At 58.3% G+C, this 18311-nt stretch carries 15 protein-coding genes; 12 read left to right on the forward strand and 3 right to left on the reverse strand.

Annotated features, from left to right (window positions below; all coding sequences use genetic code 11):
• Positions 1 to 32: 32 nt before the first annotated feature.
• On the reverse strand, positions 33 to 2153 hold the full coding sequence (gene ppk1 / locus HWE01_RS19445; protein ID WP_008326604.1) for a polyphosphate kinase 1: 2121 nt from the start codon (positions 2151 to 2153) through the stop codon (positions 33 to 35).
• Between the two features lie 417 nt (positions 2154 to 2570).
• Between ppk1 and pstS the strand changes: the two genes are divergently transcribed.
• The 8 genes from pstS to HWE01_RS19485 all read left to right on the forward strand — a co-directional run bounded on the left by pstS (position 2571) and on the right by HWE01_RS19485 (position 11710).
• Positions 2571 to 3620, forward strand: coding sequence for a phosphate ABC transporter substrate-binding protein PstS (pstS, locus tag HWE01_RS19450; RefSeq protein WP_175344104.1), 1050 nt, complete (start codon positions 2571 to 2573; stop codon positions 3618 to 3620).
• Positions 3621 to 3760: 140 nt separating this feature from the next.
• Positions 3761 to 4798, forward strand: a complete 1038-nt coding sequence (pstC, locus tag HWE01_RS19455; protein WP_008326609.1) for a phosphate ABC transporter permease subunit PstC — start codon at positions 3761 to 3763, stop codon at positions 4796 to 4798.
• Complete coding sequence (gene pstA, locus HWE01_RS19460; protein WP_008326611.1) at positions 4798 to 5694, forward strand: phosphate ABC transporter permease PstA; 897 nt, start codon at positions 4798 to 4800, stop codon at positions 5692 to 5694. Before pstC ends, pstA begins: the two co-directional genes overlap by 1 nt.
• A 35-nt stretch (positions 5695 to 5729) precedes the next feature.
• On the forward strand, positions 5730 to 6530 hold the full coding sequence (gene pstB / locus HWE01_RS19465; RefSeq protein ID WP_008326612.1) for a phosphate ABC transporter ATP-binding protein PstB: 801 nt from the start codon (positions 5730 to 5732) through the stop codon (positions 6528 to 6530).
• Positions 6531 to 6709: 179 nt separating this feature from the next.
• Positions 6710 to 7417, forward strand: a complete 708-nt coding sequence (gene phoU / locus HWE01_RS19470; RefSeq protein ID WP_008326613.1) for a phosphate signaling complex protein PhoU — start codon at positions 6710 to 6712, stop codon at positions 7415 to 7417.
• A gap of 93 nt (positions 7418 to 7510) precedes the next feature.
• A complete protein-coding gene (locus HWE01_RS19475) occupies positions 7511 to 8188 on the forward strand; it encodes a response regulator (RefSeq protein WP_175344102.1) in 678 nt (225 codons plus the stop codon).
• An 89-nt stretch (positions 8189 to 8277) separates the two neighbouring features.
• The gene (phoR, locus tag HWE01_RS19480; RefSeq protein ID WP_034349884.1) at positions 8278 to 9588 is read left to right on the forward strand and encodes a phosphate regulon sensor histidine kinase PhoR; all 1311 of its coding nucleotides are present in this window, start codon (positions 8278 to 8280) and stop codon (positions 9586 to 9588) included.
• 481 nt (positions 9589 to 10069) lie between these two features.
• Positions 10070 to 11710 (forward strand): methyl-accepting chemotaxis protein, encoded by a 1641-nt coding sequence (locus HWE01_RS19485; RefSeq protein WP_008326616.1) that lies wholly within the window; start codon positions 10070 to 10072, stop codon positions 11708 to 11710.
• A gap of 157 nt (positions 11711 to 11867) precedes the next feature.
• Here the strand turns inward: HWE01_RS19485 and HWE01_RS19490 are convergent, their stop codons facing one another.
• Both HWE01_RS19490 and HWE01_RS19495 read right to left on the reverse strand, forming a co-directional pair.
• Positions 11868 to 12620 (reverse strand): SDR family NAD(P)-dependent oxidoreductase, encoded by a 753-nt coding sequence (locus HWE01_RS19490; RefSeq protein ID WP_241822612.1) that lies wholly within the window; start codon positions 12618 to 12620, stop codon positions 11868 to 11870.
• Between the two features lie 145 nt (positions 12621 to 12765).
• A complete protein-coding gene (locus HWE01_RS19495) occupies positions 12766 to 13611 on the reverse strand; it encodes an ureidoglycolate lyase (RefSeq protein ID WP_241822613.1) in 846 nt (281 codons plus the stop codon).
• A gap of 1674 nt (positions 13612 to 15285) precedes the next feature.
• Between HWE01_RS19495 and HWE01_RS19500 the strand changes: the two genes are divergently transcribed.
• From HWE01_RS19500 to HWE01_RS19515, 4 genes are read left to right on the forward strand one after another with little or no spacing between them, the layout of a single operon-like run.
• Entirely contained in the window at positions 15286 to 16527 is a 1242-nt protein-coding gene (locus tag HWE01_RS19500; protein WP_241822614.1) for a nucleotidyltransferase domain-containing protein, read from the forward strand.
• 4 nt (positions 16528 to 16531) lie between these two features.
• Positions 16532 to 16990, forward strand: coding sequence for a type II CBASS E2 protein (locus tag HWE01_RS19505; protein ID WP_241822615.1), 459 nt, complete (start codon positions 16532 to 16534; stop codon positions 16988 to 16990).
• Between the two features lie 14 nt (positions 16991 to 17004).
• Positions 17005 to 17781: a hypothetical protein gene (locus tag HWE01_RS19510; RefSeq protein ID WP_241822616.1), complete on the forward strand. Its 777-nt coding sequence runs from the start codon at positions 17005 to 17007 to the stop codon at positions 17779 to 17781.
• Positions 17782 to 17792: 11 nt separating this feature from the next.
• Positions 17793 to 18185, forward strand: coding sequence for a hypothetical protein (locus HWE01_RS19515; RefSeq protein WP_241822617.1), 393 nt, complete (start codon positions 17793 to 17795; stop codon positions 18183 to 18185).
• Positions 18186 to 18311: the final 126 nt, after the last annotated feature.

Consider the following 18311-nt stretch of genomic DNA (forward strand, 5'->3'; position numbering starts at 1 on the left):
TTGAGGAAATCAGCAGGCGGCCACCGGCAGCATCACACAGGTTCTTCCGGTGGTGTCGCCGGAATGCCCAGCGTGGTCATCAGGTGCTGCTGGGCGTTGAAACACTGCTGCTTGTTGCGCGCTTTCTTGAGGGTGTAGACACCGTTGACGTCAAGGTGCCAGGCGTGGGTGTTGTCCTTCAGGTAGGGATTGAGTCCTTCGTTGATCACGCGCTTCTTGAGGACCTTGTCCAGCACCGGGAATGCGACTTCGATGCGGCGGAACAGATTGCGGTTCATCCAGTCCGCGCTGGCCAGGTAGACATCGTGCTTGAGGTCGTTGCGGAAGTAATAGATACGCGAGTGTTCCAGATAGCGCCCGATGATGGAACGCACCTTGATGTTTTCCGACAGCCCCGGTACGCCCGGACGCAGCGCGCAGGCACCACGCACGATCAGGTCGATCTTGACGCCGTCGGCCGAGGCCGCATAGAGCGCGCGGATCACGGATTCATCCAGCAGCGCATTCATCTTGGCAATGATGCGGGCAGGTCGTCCCTCGCGGGCGATCTGGCTCTCGTTGCGGATGGCACGGATGATTTCCTTCTGCAGCGAGAACGGCGCCAGCCACAGGTGCACGAGATTGCGCGGCTTGGTCAGGCTGGTGAGATGGATGAAGACTTCGTTGACCTCGGCCGTGAGCTCCTGGTTGGAGGTCAAGAGGCCAAAGTCGGTGTAGAACTTGGTGGTGTTGGGGTGATAGTTGCCCGTGCCCAGGTGCGCATAGAAACGCAGGTTCTGGTCCTCGCCACGGCGGATCACCAGCGCCAGCTTGGCGTGGGTCTTCAGTCCGACCACGCCGTAGACGACCTGGGCGCCGGCCTGCTCCAGCTTCACCGCCCAGTTGATGTTGGCTTCCTCGTCGAAGCGCGCCATCAGCTCCACGATCACCGTCACTTCCTTGCCGTGTTGGGCGGCGTAGATCAGGGCTTCCATCAGGTCCGAGTTCATGCCGGTGCGGTAGATGGTCTGCTTGATGGCCAGCACCCTCGGATCATGCGCAGCCGTGCGGATGAAGTCCACCACCGGCTGGAAGGACTGGAAGGGGTGGTGCAGCAGCACGTCCTTCTTGTCCAGCGCGGCGAAGATGTTTTCATTGGCCAGCTGCGGCGGCAGGGTGGGGGAGAAGGGCGGGAAGCGCAGCTCCGGCTGGTTCACCAGGTTGGCGATCTCACCCAGGCGCACCATGTTCACCGGACCCTGCACCGCATAGAGACGGTTGCGCTCGATGTTGAACTGGTTCAGCAGGAACTGCGCCAGGTGTTCCGGGCAATTGGCCGCCACTTCCAGGCGTACCGCCACGCCGAACTGGCGACTTTGCAATTCGGTCTCCAGCGCCTGGCGCAGGTTCTTGACCTCTTCTTCATCAACCCACAGGTCGCTGTTGCGGGTGACGCGGAATTGCGAATAGGCGGTGATGTCGCGGCCCGGGAAGAGGTCCGCAATATGCGCATGGATCACCGAGGACAGCAGGCAGAACGACGACTGCCCCTTGGCCGACAGATGGTCCGGCAGCTTGATCACGCGCGGCAGCACACGCGGTGCCTTGACGATGACCACCGCCGTGCCGCGTCCGAAGGCATCCTTGCCGGAGAGCTCGATGATGAAATTGAGGCTCTTGTTGTGCACCTGCGGGAAGGGGTGCGCCGGATCGAGCCCGATGGGCGTCAACAGCGGGCGCACGTGCTGTTCGAAATAGTGCTTCACCCAGGCGCGCTGGGCATCATTGCGGTCGTCATGGCGCAGCAGGTGGATGCCATTGGCGGCCAGCTGCGGCAGGATCTCATCGTTCAAGAGTTCATATTGGCGCGTGACGATGCGGTGGCATTCTGCGCTGGTACGTTCCAGTGCGGCGCGCAGTTCGGGCGGATCGATGTTTTCGCCCTCGATGCGATTGGCCAGCAGGCTGGCGATGCGCACTTCAAAGAATTCATCGAGATTGCTGCTGCAAATGCACAGATAGCGCAGGCGCTCCAGCAGCGGCACGCTGTCGTCTTCGGCCTGGGCCAATACGCGGCGGTTGAAGGCCAACTGCGACAGTTCACGGTTGAGGTAAATCGTATTGGCAGGAAGTTCAGGTTGGGTACTGCTTTCCGGCTTTGCTTTTCTGGTCATCAATGGTCCCTGTCCATCCACTTTGAGCGGGCAGTGTATTTAGGAGGTATGACGAGTTTATGACAACACCTGTGAGGCATTGTTACACTTTCCCAGTATAAATCCATCTCAATATGATGACAAAATCATATTTGTCAGATGGCAACCCTGCCTGCTGCCCGCCCTGGGGCAGGACATCAAACTGTCAGGAAAGCCGCATGGCGCCTGGCAAACTGGTTTTTCGGGCGCTTGCCCGAGTTCGCCTGAAGTGATCTTTCTGATAGTTATCGACCTGCTGCGATCTGATCTGGATGACAAGTTCGGGTCATAAACTCGTCACAATAGCTGGTTAAAGTTCGCCCTGTCTCGAAAGTCATCCCTCTCGATGTGATGTTTCTCGGTGACTATCCTCTCTTCAAAATCATAGGAGTAGCAGAAATGGGGTTTAACCATCTGATCAAGTCTGTTGCAATCGCAGTAGCTGGCGCGTTCGCCTTCAGCGGTGCAGTGCATGCAGCAGAAATCACTGGCGCTGGCGCCTCCTTCCCGTACCCGGTCTACGCCAAGTGGGCCGAGCAGTACAAGGCCGCCACCGGCAACAGCCTGAACTACCAGTCCATCGGCTCTGGCGGCGGTATCAAGCAGATCAAGGCCAAGACCGTCGATTTCGGCGCCTCCGATGCCCCGCTGCCGCAAACTGAACTGGCTCAAGCCGGCCTGACCCAGTTCCCCGCCGTGGTGGGTGGCGTGGTCCCCGTGGTCAACCTGGACGGCGTGACTCCCGGCCAGATCAAGCTGTCGGGCCAAGTGCTGGGCGATATCTACGCCGGCAAGATCACCAAGTGGAATGCACCGGAAATCACCGCCCTGAACCCGGGCGTGAAGCTGCCGGCTGAAGACATCACCGTCGTCTACCGTTCGGACGCTTCGGGCACTTCCTACGTGTTCACCTCCTACCTGTCCAAGGCCAACGCCGACTTCAAGAGCAAGATCGGCGCCGGTACTGCCGTGAAGTGGCCCACCGGCGTGGGTGGCAAGGGTAACGAAGGCGTTGCCGCCAACGTGCAGAAGGTCAAGGGCGCGATCGGCTACGTCGAGTACGCCTACGTCAAGAAGAACAAGCTGAACTACACCCAGCTCAAGAACAAGGATGGTCACTTCGTCTCCCCGGACGACACCTCCTTCAAGGCTGCTACCGCCCACGGTGACTGGGCCAAGACCCCTGGCTTCGCCGTTGATTTCACCGACGCTGCCGGCAAGGATTCCTGGCCGATCTCCAGCGCTACCTTCATCCTGCTGCACAAGCAACAGGATGGCGATGGCGCCAAGGGCAAGGAAGTCCTGAAGTTCTTCGACTGGGCCTACAAGAACGGTGGCAAGACTGCTTCCGAACTGGACTACGTGCCCCTGCCGGAATCGGTCACCAAGCTGGTGGAAGAGTCCTGGAAGAGCAACTTGAAGGACAGCAGCGGCAAGGCCATCTGGTAATTCCGGCCAAGCCGTGCCGGGCTTGAGGGCCCGGCCAATCAAGCCTCTCCCCACGGAGTATTCGGGTCATCGCAGCGAAAACGAGCAACTCTGGACAACAGAGCATTCGCGGCGATGGCCCGTTTTAATGGTGAATTCAAATGAGCGCTAATTATTCCACCACGGCAATGTCGAACACCGAAGTCAAAAAATCCCCGACAGAGACTGAAAGTGCGCAAGCCGCGCGCGAGAAGTTGATGGCCGTCATGCGCCGCCAGCGACTGCAGGACTTCCTTTTCCACAAGATCACTCTGATCTTCGCCCTGTCCGTGCTGCTGATGCTGGGCGGGATCATCGTTTCCCTCATCATCGGCGCCGCGCCTGCCTTCCAGGCATTCGGACCAGGCTTCATCACGCGTGTCGAATGGGATCCGACCAACAACGAATTCGGCGCCATGATCGCCATCGTCGGCACGCTGTCGACCTCGATCATCGCCCTGCTGATCGCCTTCCCGGTCAGCTTCGGTATCGCGCTCTTCCTGACCGAAATCTGCCCCGCCAGGCTGCGCCGCCCGCTGGGCACCTGCGTGGAACTGCTGGCCGGCGTGCCCTCCATCATCTACGGCATGTGGGGCCTGTTCGTGTTTGCGCCGCTCTTTGCCGAATACGGCCAGCCCTTCCTGAAGGCCACCCTGGGCCAGATCCCCGGCGTTGGTGTGCTGTTCTCGGGCCCCACCATGGGCATCGGCATCCTCACCGCCGGCCTGATCCTGTCGGTCATGATCATCCCCTTCATTTCGTCGGTGATGCGCGACGTCTTCGAAGTCGTGCCCGCCGTGCTGAAGGAATCGGCCTATGGCCTGGGCTGCACCCGCTGGGAAGTGGTGCGCAAGGTGGTGCTGCCCTACACCAAGACCGGCGTGGTCGGCGGCGTCATGCTGGGCCTGGGTCGTGCGCTGGGCGAGACCATGGCGGTCACCTTCGTGATCGGCAACTCGCACCGCCTGTCCTGGTCGCTGTTCTCGGCCGGCAACTCGATCGCCTCGACCCTGGCCAATGAAATCGCCGAAGCCTCCAGCAAGCTGCACGTGTCCTCGCTGTTTGCGCTGGGCCTGATCCTGTTCGTCATCACCTTCATCGTTCTGTCCGCCGCCAAGATCATGCTCATGGGCATGACCCGCAAGGAAGGAGCCAAATAATGAGCCAGACCGCACAAGCCGGCATCAAGAGCGCCGATCAGGCGCAAGCCGTCAATCCCGTCTATCGTCGTCGCCTGCTGCAGCATCGCATGGGCATGCTGTTCTCCTTCCTGGCCATGGGCCTGGGCCTGTTCGTGCTGGCCTGGATCCTGCTGACCCTGGTCTTCAAGGGCGTGGCCGCCCTGAACCTGGGCCTGCTGACCGAAAACACGCCCGGTCCGGGCGACGCTGGCGGCGGCCTGTTGAACCCCATCGTCGGTTCGCTGATGATGGTCGGTATCAGTACCCTCATCAGCACCCCCATCGGTATCCTGGCCGGTGTCTACCTGGCCGAATACGGTGAGGAAAGCAAGCTGGCCCAGGTGACCCGCTTCGTCACCGACATCATGTTGTCGGCACCGTCGATCGTCATCGGTCTGTTCATCTACGCCATCTACGTGGCCAACGTGAACCACTTCTCGGGCTGGGCCGGTACCTTCGCCATCTCGCTGATTGCCATTCCGGTGGTGGTGCGCACCACCGACAACATGTTGAAGCTGGTCCCTAGCGGCCTGCGCGAAGCGGCTTTCGCCCTGGGCGCGCCGCGCTGGAAGGTGGCCATCATCGTGCGCCTGCGCGCCGTCAAGGCCGGTGTGGTGACCGGTGTGCTGCTGGCCGTGGCGCGTATCTCGGGCGAGACCGCTCCGCTGCTGTTCACCGCCCTGAACAACCAGTTCTTCAGCACCAACATGAACCGTCCGATCGCCAACCTGCCGGTGGTGATCAACCAGTTCGCCATGAGCCCGTATGACAACTGGGTCTCGCTGGCATGGGGCGGCGCCTTGCTGATCACCTTCAGCGTGCTGCTGCTTAACGTGCTCTCGCGTACCCTGTTCAAACAACAAATCCCCGGCTAATTCTCCAAGTGACCGACATGACTACTGCTCATCAAATGGCAAGCCACGCTCCGACCGCACCTCTGAACGCCGCTGCGGCCCAGAAGGCCACGCTGGAAGTCTCGCAACTGAACTTCTATTACGGCGGATTCCAGGGTTTGAAGAACATCAACCTCAACATCTATGAAGGCAAGGTCACCGCCTTCATCGGTCCCTCGGGCTGTGGCAAGTCGACGCTGCTGCGTACCTTCAACCGCATGTATGACCTGTACCCCGGCCAGCGCGCCGAGGGCAAGATCCTCTATGCCGGCAACAACATCCTCGAACCTGGTCAGGATCTGAACATGCTGCGCGCCAAGGTCGGCATGGTGTTCCAGAAACCGACGCCGTTCCCGATGTCGGTGTACGACAACATCGCCTTCGGTATCCGCCTGTATGAAAACCTGCCCAAGGGCGAAATGGACGAGCGCGTCGAATGGGCGCTCAACAAGGCGGCACTGTGGGGTGAAGTCAAGGACAAGCTGCACAAGAGCGGCCTGTCGCTCTCCGGCGGTCAGCAACAACGCCTGTGCATTGCGCGCGGTGTGGCAGTCAAGCCGGAAGTGCTGCTGCTGGATGAACCGACCTCGGCACTGGATCCGATTTCGACGGCCAAGGTGGAAGAACTGATTGGTGAATTGAAGAACGACTACACCATTGCCATCGTGACCCACAACATGCAGCAGGCGGCGCGTTGCTCGGATTACACCGCCTACATGTACCTGGGCGAGCTGGTGGAGTTTGGTGAGACTGACCAGATTTTCATGAATCCGGTGCGCAAGGAAACCCAAGACTACATCACCGGCCGCTTTGGCTAATAGGGTACGGCCTGGGCTACTGCGCATCCCGATCTCTGCGCTGCGATGCTCGCCGTACCCCAGTACGGCTGCGCTTCTCCCGCAGACCTCGGGATTGCTCGCTACGCCCATGCCGCACCCCGAACCGTAGTCATTGCACTGTATATATTATTTATAGAATTTCTTTTTAGGGACGTCACATGACCGGCGATCATTCCTCCAAACAGTATGACCAGGATCTGGAGCAGATCCGCTCCAAGGTGCTTGCCATGGGCGGCATGGTGGAACACCAGTTCCAGGATGCGATTGCGGCCTTCCGCAACGGCAACCTCGATGTCGCCCATCGCGTGATGAAGGACGACGAAGCCGTCAATCGCCTCGAAGTCGAGCTCGATGACGCCTGCAGCCATCTCATCGTGCGTCGCCAGCCGACCGCCAATGACCTGCGTACCGTCATGGCCACCATCAAGATCATCACCGACCTGGAACGCGTGGGCGACGAGGCCACCAAGATCGCCCGTACCGCCATCCACCTGCACAAGCGCGGTATCGGCCTGGTCTCGCACTACGAAACCGTGAGCCTGATCGCCGAACAGGCCATGGACCAGCTGCGCAGCGCCCTGGATGCCTTCGCCCGCCTCGATGACCAGCAGGCCGCCGAACTGATCAAGCAGGATGAACGCATCGACCACGGCTTCCGCTCCATCACCCGCAGCCTCATCACCTTCATGATGGAAGACCCGCGCACCATCTCCGGTTCCATCGATACCCTGTGGGTGGCCAAGGCCATCGAACGTATCGGCGACCATGCCAAGAACATCGCGGAATACGTGGTCTACGTGGTCGGTGGCAAGGATATCCGCCATACCGACTTCGCTTCGGCCAAGACGACCCAGGAAGAAGACTAAGCACGACGGCACCGGCGGTGGCAGCGGGGGAACGGCAGCCACCACCGGATTGCGGAGGGGAGACCCGCGATACTGCTAACAAGCCTGACTATCATGACTACTATCCTCATCGTCGAAGACGAACCCTCCATTGCCGAACTGATTGCCTTTACCCTGAAGGAGGCAGGCTGGTCCAGCTTCGTGGTCTCCAATGCGGCGGCGGCCTGGGACTTCGTCCAGCATCGCGCACCGCAACTGGTGCTGCTGGACTGGATGCTGCCGGATCGCAGCGGCCTGCACCTGCTCTCGCGCATCCGCGCCGACCGCCAGCTGCACCAGCTCTCGGTCATCATGCTCACTGCCAAGAGCATGGAAGAAGACAAGATCGCCGGTCTCGACAACGGCGCCGATGACTACATCACCAAGCCCTTCTCCCCGCGCGAACTGACCGCGCGCATCAAGGCGCTGTTGCGTCGCAAGAGCCCGGAACATGCGCAGGAGGTGATGTCGGCCGGGCCCGTCACGCTCGATCCGGCCAGTTGCTCGGTGAGCCTGTCGGGGGCGCGTATCGATATCGGCCACGCCGAATACAAGCTGCTCAAGTTCTTCCTGGCCCATCCTGACCGCGTGTTCTCGCGCAGCCAGTTGCTCGACCGCGTCTGGGGGGACCACGTGGTGATCGAGGAACGTACCGTCGATGTACACGTGCTGCGCCTGCGCAAGGCCCTGCGCGATGCCGAGCACCTCATCAAGACGGTGCGCAGCGTCGGCTATATGCTCTCGACCAAGTAAGATCAAAGACCAATCCGCCCGCGTCAGTCATAATCAGGACAATTACAAATTCGGCGCGCGGGCGCTTCCAAGATTTATCTGTCAAATCAATGAGTCCACAACTTCTGTTCTGGATTCCTGCTGTATTGCGCCTGGTGTTATGCCTGGCCGGAGCGGGAGTCGTCGCTTTCTTTTTCGGTCCCATCATCGGACTGGTCACGGCGGTACTGGGCGTGGGCGCGATGATGATCGCCCACCTGCATTACCTGCTGCGCCTGTCCACCTGGCTGGACGATTCCGGCCAGTCACGCCTGCCCGATGGCTGGGGCGCCTGGACCGATGTGTATGCACGCCTGTACCGCATGCGCCGTGACGACGAAAGGAACCAGGCCGAACTGGCCGAGTGGCTGGCGCGCTTTCGCCAGGCCATGAGCCTGCTGCCGGACGGTGTGGTGATCATGGATGACGTGCTCTTCCTGGAGTGGTGCAATCCGGCCGCACAGTCGCACCTGGGCCTGAAGCTGGATCGCGACAAGGGCATGCGCGTGACCAACCTGATCCGCAATCCTGCCTTCATCGATTACATCATCCTGGGCCGCTACGAGCAGCCGCTCACGCTGGCTCTGCATGAGCGCAAGCTGATCATCCAGATCATTCCCTTCGAGAACCGGCGCCAGATCCTGGTCACCCACGACGTGACCGAATCCCAGCGCATCGACATGATGCGCCGTGACTTCGTGGCCAATGCCTCGCACGAGCTGCGCACGCCCCTGACGGTCATCAACGGTTTCCTGGAAATCGCCCTGGCCCAGCCCAACCTGGAGGAAGCCACCCGCATGGCGCACCTCAAGCTCATGACCGAGCAGGGCCAGCGCATGCAGAACCTGATCGACGACATGCTCACGCTCACGCGCCTGGAGTCGATCGACTACCCCTTGCGCTCCGAAGTGCTGCGCGTGCGTCCGCTGCTGGAGCGTATCGCCGAGGAAGGGCGGGCCTTGTCGGCGGGCAAGCACGATATCCGTCTCGTCGTCGAGGGGCCGGATCTGAAGGGCAATGCCGAGGAATTGCGCAGTGCCTTCACCAACCTGGTCACCAACGCCGTGCGCTATACCCCGGAAGGCGGCACCATCACCCTGCGCTGGCAGAGCGACGAGCAGGGCGCGCATTTTGCGGTGCAGGATACCGGCATCGGCATCAGCCCCGAACACATCTCGCGCCTGACCGAACGCTTCTATCGCGTCGACAAGAGCCGCTCGCGCGAGACCCAGGGCACCGGACTGGGCCTGGCCATCGTGCGTCACGTGCTGCTGCGCCACCATGCCACGCTGGAGATCGCCTCGGTGCCGGATCACGGCAGTACCTTCACGGTGCACTTCCCGACGACCCAGACCATTGCCGATTATGCTGCGCAGCAATGAGCGCTGCGCGGCGCTCAAACCAAATGGAAAGGATGCTTCGGCATCCTTTTTTTCTCTTTGAATTCGCCCTCCCGGCGTACCATGGCGCCATAGCTCATCGCTGACGCGACGTCAGTAAGTGAAACTACGAATGCCTGTCACTCTGCCTTGCTGGTGACAATGTCGCCTCGCGATCCGGTGCGCTTGCGGGGGCGTCTGCCCGGATAGGCCGTGATGCAAGCCTGTGATCATTGCCGGAGAAAGTGCATGCGCGAATCTCGCGCGGGCTTTACCTTGCTTGATGCCACACGGCCCATGGTGCTGTGTGCAAGTGGCAACCTGAAGCGGCTGTGGTCATTCCTTAGCCGTGTCGGAAGCTTGTTGTCAGGAAATTCCTGATCGCGTTGCGGTGCTCTTGGTTGCACCATGCAGCCGAAGCGCCCGAGGCCGGTATGCGTCATGCCCGGTCTCTCCCTCCATCCACTGCGCAAAAGAGAAAACGATGAGCTATTTCGCCAACATGAAGATAGGTCGCCGCCTGGGCCTGGGTTTTGCCGTCATCCTCGCTGCTGCCAGCGTTGTGGTGGCACTCTCGATCTGGCGTCTGCAAGGCATTGCCGAAGCCACCAGGGAGATGATGCAGGAGCCGCTGACCAAGGAGCGCCTGGTCTCGGACTGGTACCGCACCATCCACACCAGCGTGCGCCGCACCACGGCCATTGCCAAGAGTGCCGATCCCAGCCTGGCCGCCTTCTTTGCCGCAGACGCGGCAGAGGCCAGCCGCATGTCCACCTCGCAGCAGAAGGCTATCGAGGCCCTGATCGAGTCGCCGGAAGAGAAGGCCGTCTTCGCCAGGCTGGGCCAGGTGCGCAAGGATTACATCAAGTACCGTGACGCCATCTCCAAGGCCAAGGCCGATGGCCAGCCTGAGGAAGCGGCCAAGATCCTGGCCGGCCCCTTTGACGTGGCCGCCAAGGGCTATATCGATGAGTTGCAACAATTGCTCAACCTGCAGCGTGCCAACATCGACCAGGTAGCCGCCCACATCCAGAGCGTCTATCAGGAAAGCCGCAACCTGATGATCGGCCTGGCCATCCTGCAGGTGGCACTGGGCTGGCTGTTTGCACGCAGCCTGGCGCTGGGCATCACGCGACCGCTGGAAAAGGCGGTCAATGTGGCCGAATCGGTCGCCGCCGGGGATCTCACCACCCGCGTCGACGAAACCCTGGTCGCCCGCAAGGATGAAACCGGCAAGCTGATGCACGCGCTGGAGGCCATGACCGGCAACCTGGCCCGCATCGTCGGCCAGGTGCGCAGCGGCACTGATGCCATCGGCACGGCCTCGCGCGAGATTGCCACCGGCAACCTGGACCTGTCGGCGCGTACCGAACGCCAGGCCGGTGCCTTGGAAGAAACCGCCTCGGCCATGGAAGAACTGACTTCCACCGTGGCCCAGAATGCCGACAACGCCCGCCAGGCCAACCAGCTGGCAGCCTCGGCTTCGTCGGTGGCGCAGCATGGCGGGGAGGTGGTGTCGCAGGTCATTTCCACCATGGGGTCGATCAACGAATCCTCGCGCAAGATCGTCGACATCATCAGCGTCATCGACGGCATTGCCTTCCAGACCAATATCCTGGCACTGAACGCGGCGGTGGAAGCCGCGCGCGCCGGTGAACAGGGCAGGGGCTTTGCGGTGGTGGCTTCGGAAGTGCGTTCGCTGGCCCAGCGGTCGGCCTCGGCCGCCAAGGAAATCAAGACCCTCATCGATGACTCGGTGGCCAAGGTCGGCTCCGGCAGCGAACTGGTCAGTCGCGCCGGCACCACCATGGACGAAGTGGTGACCAGCGTGCGCCAGGTCGCCGATATCGTGGCCGAGATCACCGCCGCCAGCAGCGAGCAGAGCGACGGCATCAGCCAGGTCAACCTCGCCATCACCGACATGGACCAGACCACGCAGCAGAATGCCGCCCTGGTCGAACAGGCCGCCGCCGCAGCCGAAGCCATGCAGGAACAGGCCGCGCGCCTGTCCGACGTGGTCAGCCAGTTCAAGGTGCATGCCCAGGACCAGGTCGGCTACGCCAGCGCCGAACCGGCCAGCCGCGCACCGGTGGATATCACGCCGCCGCGACCGGCCTTGCCCTGAGTGGATGGCGAGGTCACAAACAATTGACCAGGAATCGCCCTTCATATCCGGGCGGGTTCCTGGTCTTGGGTAGGCCGAAAGTACGGAGGCTTGCAGCGCAACTGAAGCAATCTGCTTCAGATCGGCCGGGCATGTCCGCCAGCCCGGCCCGGCGCCATCAGTAGGTGGCCCGACCGCCCGAGAGGTCGAACACGGAGGCCGTGGTGAAGGAATTTTCCTCGGACACCAGCCAGGCCACCATCGCCGCCAGCTCTTCCACCTTCACGAAGCGTGCGCGCGGGATCTTGGAGAGCATGTAGTCGATGTGCGCCTGGGTGCATTGCTCCAGGATGCGGGTTTGCGCCGCAGCCGGGGTGATGGCGTTGACGGCGATGTTGCGGGTTGCGGTTTCCTTGCCCAGGCTCTTGGTGAGGGCGATCATGCCGGCCTTGGCCGCGCTGTAGGCGGAGGCGGTGGGATTGCCTTCCTTGCCGGCGATGGAGGCGATGTTGACGATGCGCCCATAGTTTTGCGCGATCATGCGCTGGACCACCACCTGATTGACGTAGAAGGCCCCGTTGAGATCGATGTCGATCACGCGGCGCCATTCTTCGGGCGAATAGTCCGCCACCGGATTGTTCTGGCCGGCGATGCCGGCGCTGTGCACCAGGATGTCGATGGACTGGGTCAGTTTTTCGGTGGCTTCGATGGCTTGCTGCACGTCGGCCTGGCTGGAGATATCCACGCGGATGGTCTCGACATTGCCCAGCGGTTCCAGCCTGGTGCGGGCCTCGGCCAGCGCTTTTTCGTCCATGTCCCAGAGGACCACCTTGGCGCGGCCTTGCAGCAGGCGTTCGGCCACGGCATAGCCGAAGCCCTGGGCACCGCCGGTGATGATGGCGCTGCGGCCCTGGAAATCGTAGTGATTCATTGTGTCTTCTCCTTCCCTGTTGCGGTCGATTGGATCGCGCAGGCGCAGTCGTGCCCGCGCTTGGTCATTCTTGTTCTTGTGCCTGGATGGGATACTGCCGCGCTGCCGACGGGCAGCGCGGGGTGACGCGGTGAACCGTGACGGATCAGGCGTCGATGGTCTTCTGCTGCTGTTCGCCCAGGCCGTCGATGCCCAGGCGCATGGTCTGGCCGGCGCGCAGGTAGACCGCTTCCGGCTTGACGCCCATGCCCACGCCCGGCGGCGTGCCGGTGGAGATGACGTCGCCCGGCTGCAGGCTCATGAAGCGCGACAGGTAGGAGACGATATGCGCCACACCGAAGATCATGGTGCTGGTATTGCCGTTCTGGTAGCGCTTGCCATCCACTTCCAGCCACATGCCCAGCTTCTGCGGGTCGGCGATTTCGTCGCGGGTGACCAGCCAGGGGCCGATGGGGCCGAAGGTATCGCAGCCCTTGCCCTTGTCCCAGGTGCCGCCGCGTTCGATCTGGTATTCGCGTTCGGAGACGTCGTTGACCACGCAGTAACCGGCCACGTGGGACATGGCGTCCTTCTCGTCGATATAGGTGCCGCCCTTGCCGATGACCACGCCCAGTTCGACTTCCCAGTCGGTCTTTTTCGATCCGCGCGGGATCTTGACGTCGTCATTGGGGCCGACCACGGCGGAGGTCCATTTGTTGAACACCACCGGTTCTGCCGGGATGGGCAGGTTGGATTCGGCGGCGTGATCGGCGTAGTTCAGGCCGATGCAGATGAACTTGCCGATGTTGCCCACGCAGGCGCCGATGCGCGGCGAGCCCTCGACCACGGGCAGGCTGTTGATGTCCAGCTGGCGGATTTTCTCCAGCGATGCGTCATCCAGTACGGCGCCGTTGACATCCTTGAGATGGGCGGACAGGTCGCGGATCTTGCCGGACTGGTCGAGGATGCCGGGCTTTTCCTGCCCCACCGGGCCGTAACGCAGTAATTTCATCGTGTTTCCTTTGAGAAAGAATTGTCTCTAATTGACACCGTGGCGCCGTTGCGCGGCCTCAGATTGCCGAGGGCGGGCGACAGGCCGGTGGCCTTCGTTCTTGGGAAACTGGATATTACCAGTTTATTGGTAAGACCAATAGGTGGTTGATGGGGGAGGGGTGCTGCATGGGGCAGCTGTTGGTTAAAAATAATTTCGGACAGGAAAAATTCTAGATGGACAGCTTGCCATTAAGAATCAAAAACTTATCGGCGTGTCTGTCGGATGCGTCCTTTTTATTTGGACGATTTTGATTCAAACGAGGAAAGATGCAGCGAGGAAAAAAATCAAAATAGCTTTGGCATTAACTCGTCAAGAAAAATAATTAAAAAATTTTATCGACGAGATTGCGACTGCAATTTTTGAAGAGTAAAGCGAACCCTTATCAAGAGAATTTTTTGTGCGTTAGTGCGTAGATCATAGATAAGCTCGCGGCCATATTACTTAAACATTCGCTATTTTCCCGAGAAGATGAAAATTTGGGAAAAGTGAATTACCTCCTTTATTTTTGCGGCGAAGTTAATATCGTATAAATAATATAAACAATTAAATATTTTTCTAACTTTTAAGTTTTGATATGTTATCCCGTCGCTGAGATGTCGCTCAGCGATAGGAGGAAAGATCGTTGAGTGCATGCAGAATTGTGAGGTCGAATCACCGCGGAAGTGCGGAAAATCGGGAATGTGAGGCGAGGGTGTGTAAGACGGGAATCAAAACTCATGCCGCTGGGGTTATGTACAGTACAATAGACCTCAGCATATGTGGCTCAAATGAGTCGGTGTGAAAAATATAAATAACGTCGAGCAATTGTGCTTTCCTGCCGAGCTTCTCAAAAGTCAAGCAGAGCGCAACGAAAAAAATTGAAAAATAGTGATTGCCTCGAATTGCACGGCCCACTAGTATTAGAGGAATCTTGTTGCACCGACACTATATCTAGTGTTTAGGCGGACAAGCGGTGAAACGAGATAGGAGGTCTCCGGCGGTACCAGAAGCACCACCGGAGGAGAGATCTGCCTGGAAAACAGCGAAACCTCTGGTGTGAGAGCCGTCAGTTTCGCCGAGTTGATCGCAATGGTCAACGAAATTAAAGGGCATGTTTCCCCTCTCTTTTATGAGCTTCGCTTTTAAAAATGGTAGAAATATGTCTGACGACTTGTCAAAAAGTGGTCTTCAGGACCATGTCCTACTGAACTGTGACGAAGAAAATAAAGTGGCTAGATTTGTTCGCCATTCCAGTAATCGCTACGGCTCCTCTCCTTCAAGTGCAATTGAAATCAAAGCTGGCAAGTTATCTGCCGGGTCGCTGCCAACGTAGCGACGAAGCCTCTACACGTAGAAGAACGATAGTTATTAATTGGCAACATTGCGATTTACTGCACTTCGGCGTTGATCCATCGTGTCCGTTTGATCGGCACGAGTAAAACATATCGATAGGCTGATAGGCCAATTCAGATTTCAACTAAGCAGTGCTGAGTTGATGATGTGAGATGGCTTGTCAAATGGCGGCGTTCCAATTCGCCACGAGTTAGGCCGGGCTTAAAAATGTGTTTTGCGCGCCACCTTGTCAATTTTTCTTTTCATCAATGCATGAGATAGCTGGCCGCTGTTTTAGGTAAGCGGCCGGGAGAGGAAAGTATGAACGCACATATATCCCCAACTGCTCTTCGTCAACGGGCATATTCGACCCGGTCTTCGGATTACTTCGTTCGTGTTATTGAGGATATTGGGAAAGCGCTTGAACCCACGGAAACTCAACTAACAGAATTGGAACGCTCTTACCGTAGTACAGGAGAGTTTCTAGTGAACTGCGCAGAATTCGAAGGCTTGCTTGTTGAAATTCACCCGCAAGGTTCACGCGAGCTAGGGACAATCACGCGCCCGTCGAACCCAGAGCGTACTGGTTTTGACATAGATCTTGTCGCCCGTCTGGGCAAGGCGGCATATCAAAAGTACGGGCAGCCTGCGAGTCTGCTTAGAGATTTGTTTTCTGCTCTTCAGCGATATGCCGACCAACATGGTTTAAGGCTCAGACGATGGGAACGCTGCGCCACTCTGGAATATGCGGGGGGTATGTGTGCGGATATTGCCCCGATCATTGATATGCCGAACCTGTTCGCTGTTCACGGCGACCTTCACGGATGGATCCCTGATCGAAAGCTCAGTCAATATCAGCCAACGAACCCGCGCGGTTACACCCGTGAATTCAACCGTATTGCCTCCATTTCGCCGGTTTTCACAGAGGTACGAAAACTTGTCGCCACTATGGATTCAATCAGTGAAAAACGGGCCGAGATTAAGCCATTATCAGCACCAGGTGAAGTGTTCGGTCGATTGCTCTGCCGTTTCATTCAGGTACTTAAGCTCCATCGTGATGTCGCCTTTGAGGGCGGGACGTTGGCTCCGTCCTCTGTTTTTATCACAAGCTTGGCTGCTGCCGCTTACGAGCGCTTGGCGCCGCTGCCGCATGCTAATCCTCTGGACCTTTTGATGCACATCGTGTCCGATATGCCTCGTCATTTTTCAGTAGGTCCAGGGTGGGATACTGATGAATGGCGCATTGATAATCCCACAGCACCTGGCGACAATTTGGCCAGTTCGATGAACACCAGCGAAAGGCAACAGGCCTTCGGTCAGTGGCACGAGAAACTTACAGGGGATCTTGACGAGCTGTTCGAGGCCATCGAATTACAACTGGGAGTCGACCAAGTTATCAAGAAGCTCGGGACGTCGTTTGGATCTAAGGCTTCGAGTGCTGTCCAGGCGGCGCAAATGGAACGCCAGACTTCGGAGCGTAGCGCTAGCCGTGCCTCCCTTTTCACCGCGACAGGGATGGCGCTTCCCACAGTTTCCAGACCACATACGTTTTTTGGAGACTGATCAAATGGGCTATGGTGAACGGAGAACGCCCAATCTTGCCGTGCGGGCGATGGATCTAAGCAAAATCGCGCTACCCAATGCGACATGGAGAATAAATTCGGGGCGCGAACTGATTTATCGTTTTTCCATTTCTCCCTCTGCCGTTTCGCGCATTTACGAGTGCGAACTCAGAGTAAGGCCAGGTAAGGATGCTCCCGAAATGTTCGTGCTATCGCCCAATTTGTATGAGCTTTCTGATGGAAAATATCCTCCGCACATCTACGCTCACAGCGGAAAGGGTATCAAGCTATGCCTATGGCGTCCTAAATATGGCGAGTGGAAGGCCGCAATGAAACTTAGCGAAACCTACATTCCTTGGACTGCAGAGTGGCTTCTTTATTTTGAAAATTGGCTTGCAACCGGCGAATGGGAGGGAGGGGGGGAGCACCCCCCCAGACACGTTCGCAAACAGAAAAATCATTAGATATTGGGGATGCGATGACAACACAAGCTGCCAAAATTGATCCAATCCGTGATCGATTTTTTACTCCTCTTGAGATCGCGGAACTGTGGAGCGCTCGTCTTTTCTTCGCGACCATAGTCTTCAGCCTATGCGTGGCTTACTTCGACGAGCCGTCCCAAAAATCCTTGATCAGTACGCTTCAATGGATACAGGTTGTAGCGGTATTAGCTCTATTCACGCTCGACATTTTCATAAGATTGCATTTGGCCCCGCGTGCCCATGATGCCCGGGCACAGGATTTTCTAGCCAAGGCATATGGGGCACCGTTGATCAGTCAGCAGACATCTGGTTACTACAATCATGCTCAAACTGATCCCATCTTGGGGCTTGCAGCACAACTTTTTGAGAATAGTCTTTTCACCAAGGAGATTGTCGGAAAGATGCTCAGGAGGGAGACGGTACTGATAGCTATTTATATGGTTATTTGGGCCGCTGTCTTTTCAAATAGGGATGTGCAACTATCGTGGATCGCTCTGTGCGCGCAGGTTCTCTTCGGCGAACAGATCTTGGCTCGATGGCTGAGGATGTGGTGGCTGCGGCAACGATGCGAAGAGGTGTACAAGCAGATGCGAACTCTATACGTAAATAGTCCCGCCCCTGAAAAATTTGCAGTCACGGCACTTGACGCCTATACGAAATATGAATCCAGTAAAGCCATGGCCAGCATAACGCTGTCCTCCAAGATTTTCGACAAAATTAATCCGGCAGTATCTGCAGAATGGGAGTTGCATCGGAAAGACTTTGGAATTTGAATGGGCTAAATATGGTCATCTCTCCACAAAGAAATGCATTGCTAGAGCAATGTCGCATTGATGCACGCAACTATCTCGCATTGAAAATGCGGGAGCGACAGGCTTCGGATTGGTTCGTACGCATACAGAGCAGTCCAGACGCACGTGGCTTCTTTAGGCGCTCCGTACTATCCAAGGGGGCGGTCTTGCAGGCGTCGGCGGTGGCGGCTGTGGCCAGAGCATTTCTCTTGTGTGCAGATGAAGACTTCGCGATCGCACCAAAAAAATCCGAAGTGGATTCGATTCGAAGTCGAGCAGCGGCATTGAAGTCGGAGCTTGATAAAGCAGCACCTTGGTGGCTCATACCGGATGCACGAAGCGAAGAGTTCCGAGTGCCCTTGGTGAAGCTAGAACTCATTTCATAAATAGGGTCTGTTAACTTTTTGTCGTGCGTGTTAACTTCTTCGTATGGCACGAAGAGAAGAACTAACAGACGAACAATGGGCGATTCTGGAGCCGCTGATACCAGAAACACCTAGACGCGATGATGG

The organism is Herbaspirillum sp. C7C8, assembly GCF_022627875.1.
In the GTDB taxonomy this organism is placed as follows: Bacteria; Pseudomonadota; Gammaproteobacteria; order Burkholderiales; family Burkholderiaceae_D; genus Herbaspirillum.

Bases quoted from the DNA above. Each gene is read 5' to 3' on its own strand.
- ppk1 (WP_008326604.1), bottom strand. From the start codon at position 2,153: ATGACCAGAAAAGCAAAGCCGGAAAGCAGTACCCAACCTGAACTTCCT.
- pstS (WP_175344104.1), top strand. From the start codon at position 2,571: ATGGGGTTTAACCATCTGATCAAGTCTGTTGCAATCGCAGTAGCTGGC.
- pstC (WP_008326609.1), top strand. From the start codon at position 3,761: ATGAGCGCTAATTATTCCACCACGGCAATGTCGAACACCGAAGTCAAA.
- pstA (WP_008326611.1), top strand. From the start codon at position 4,798: ATGAGCCAGACCGCACAAGCCGGCATCAAGAGCGCCGATCAGGCGCAA.
- pstB (WP_008326612.1), top strand. From the start codon at position 5,730: ATGGCAAGCCACGCTCCGACCGCACCTCTGAACGCCGCTGCGGCCCAG.
- phoU (WP_008326613.1), top strand. From the start codon at position 6,710: ATGACCGGCGATCATTCCTCCAAACAGTATGACCAGGATCTGGAGCAG.
- HWE01_RS19475 (WP_175344102.1), top strand. From the start codon at position 7,511: ATGACTACTATCCTCATCGTCGAAGACGAACCCTCCATTGCCGAACTG.
- phoR (WP_034349884.1), top strand. From the start codon at position 8,278: ATGAGTCCACAACTTCTGTTCTGGATTCCTGCTGTATTGCGCCTGGTG.
- HWE01_RS19485 (WP_008326616.1), top strand. From the start codon at position 10,070: ATGAGCTATTTCGCCAACATGAAGATAGGTCGCCGCCTGGGCCTGGGT.
- HWE01_RS19490 (WP_241822612.1), bottom strand. From the start codon at position 12,620: ATGAATCACTACGATTTCCAGGGCCGCAGCGCCATCATCACCGGCGGT.
- HWE01_RS19495 (WP_241822613.1), bottom strand. From the start codon at position 13,611: ATGAAATTACTGCGTTACGGCCCGGTGGGGCAGGAAAAGCCCGGCATC.
- HWE01_RS19500 (WP_241822614.1), top strand. From the start codon at position 15,286: ATGAACGCACATATATCCCCAACTGCTCTTCGTCAACGGGCATATTCG.
- HWE01_RS19505 (WP_241822615.1), top strand. From the start codon at position 16,532: ATGGGCTATGGTGAACGGAGAACGCCCAATCTTGCCGTGCGGGCGATG.
- HWE01_RS19510 (WP_241822616.1), top strand. From the start codon at position 17,005: ATGACAACACAAGCTGCCAAAATTGATCCAATCCGTGATCGATTTTTT.
- HWE01_RS19515 (WP_241822617.1), top strand. From the start codon at position 17,793: ATGGTCATCTCTCCACAAAGAAATGCATTGCTAGAGCAATGTCGCATT.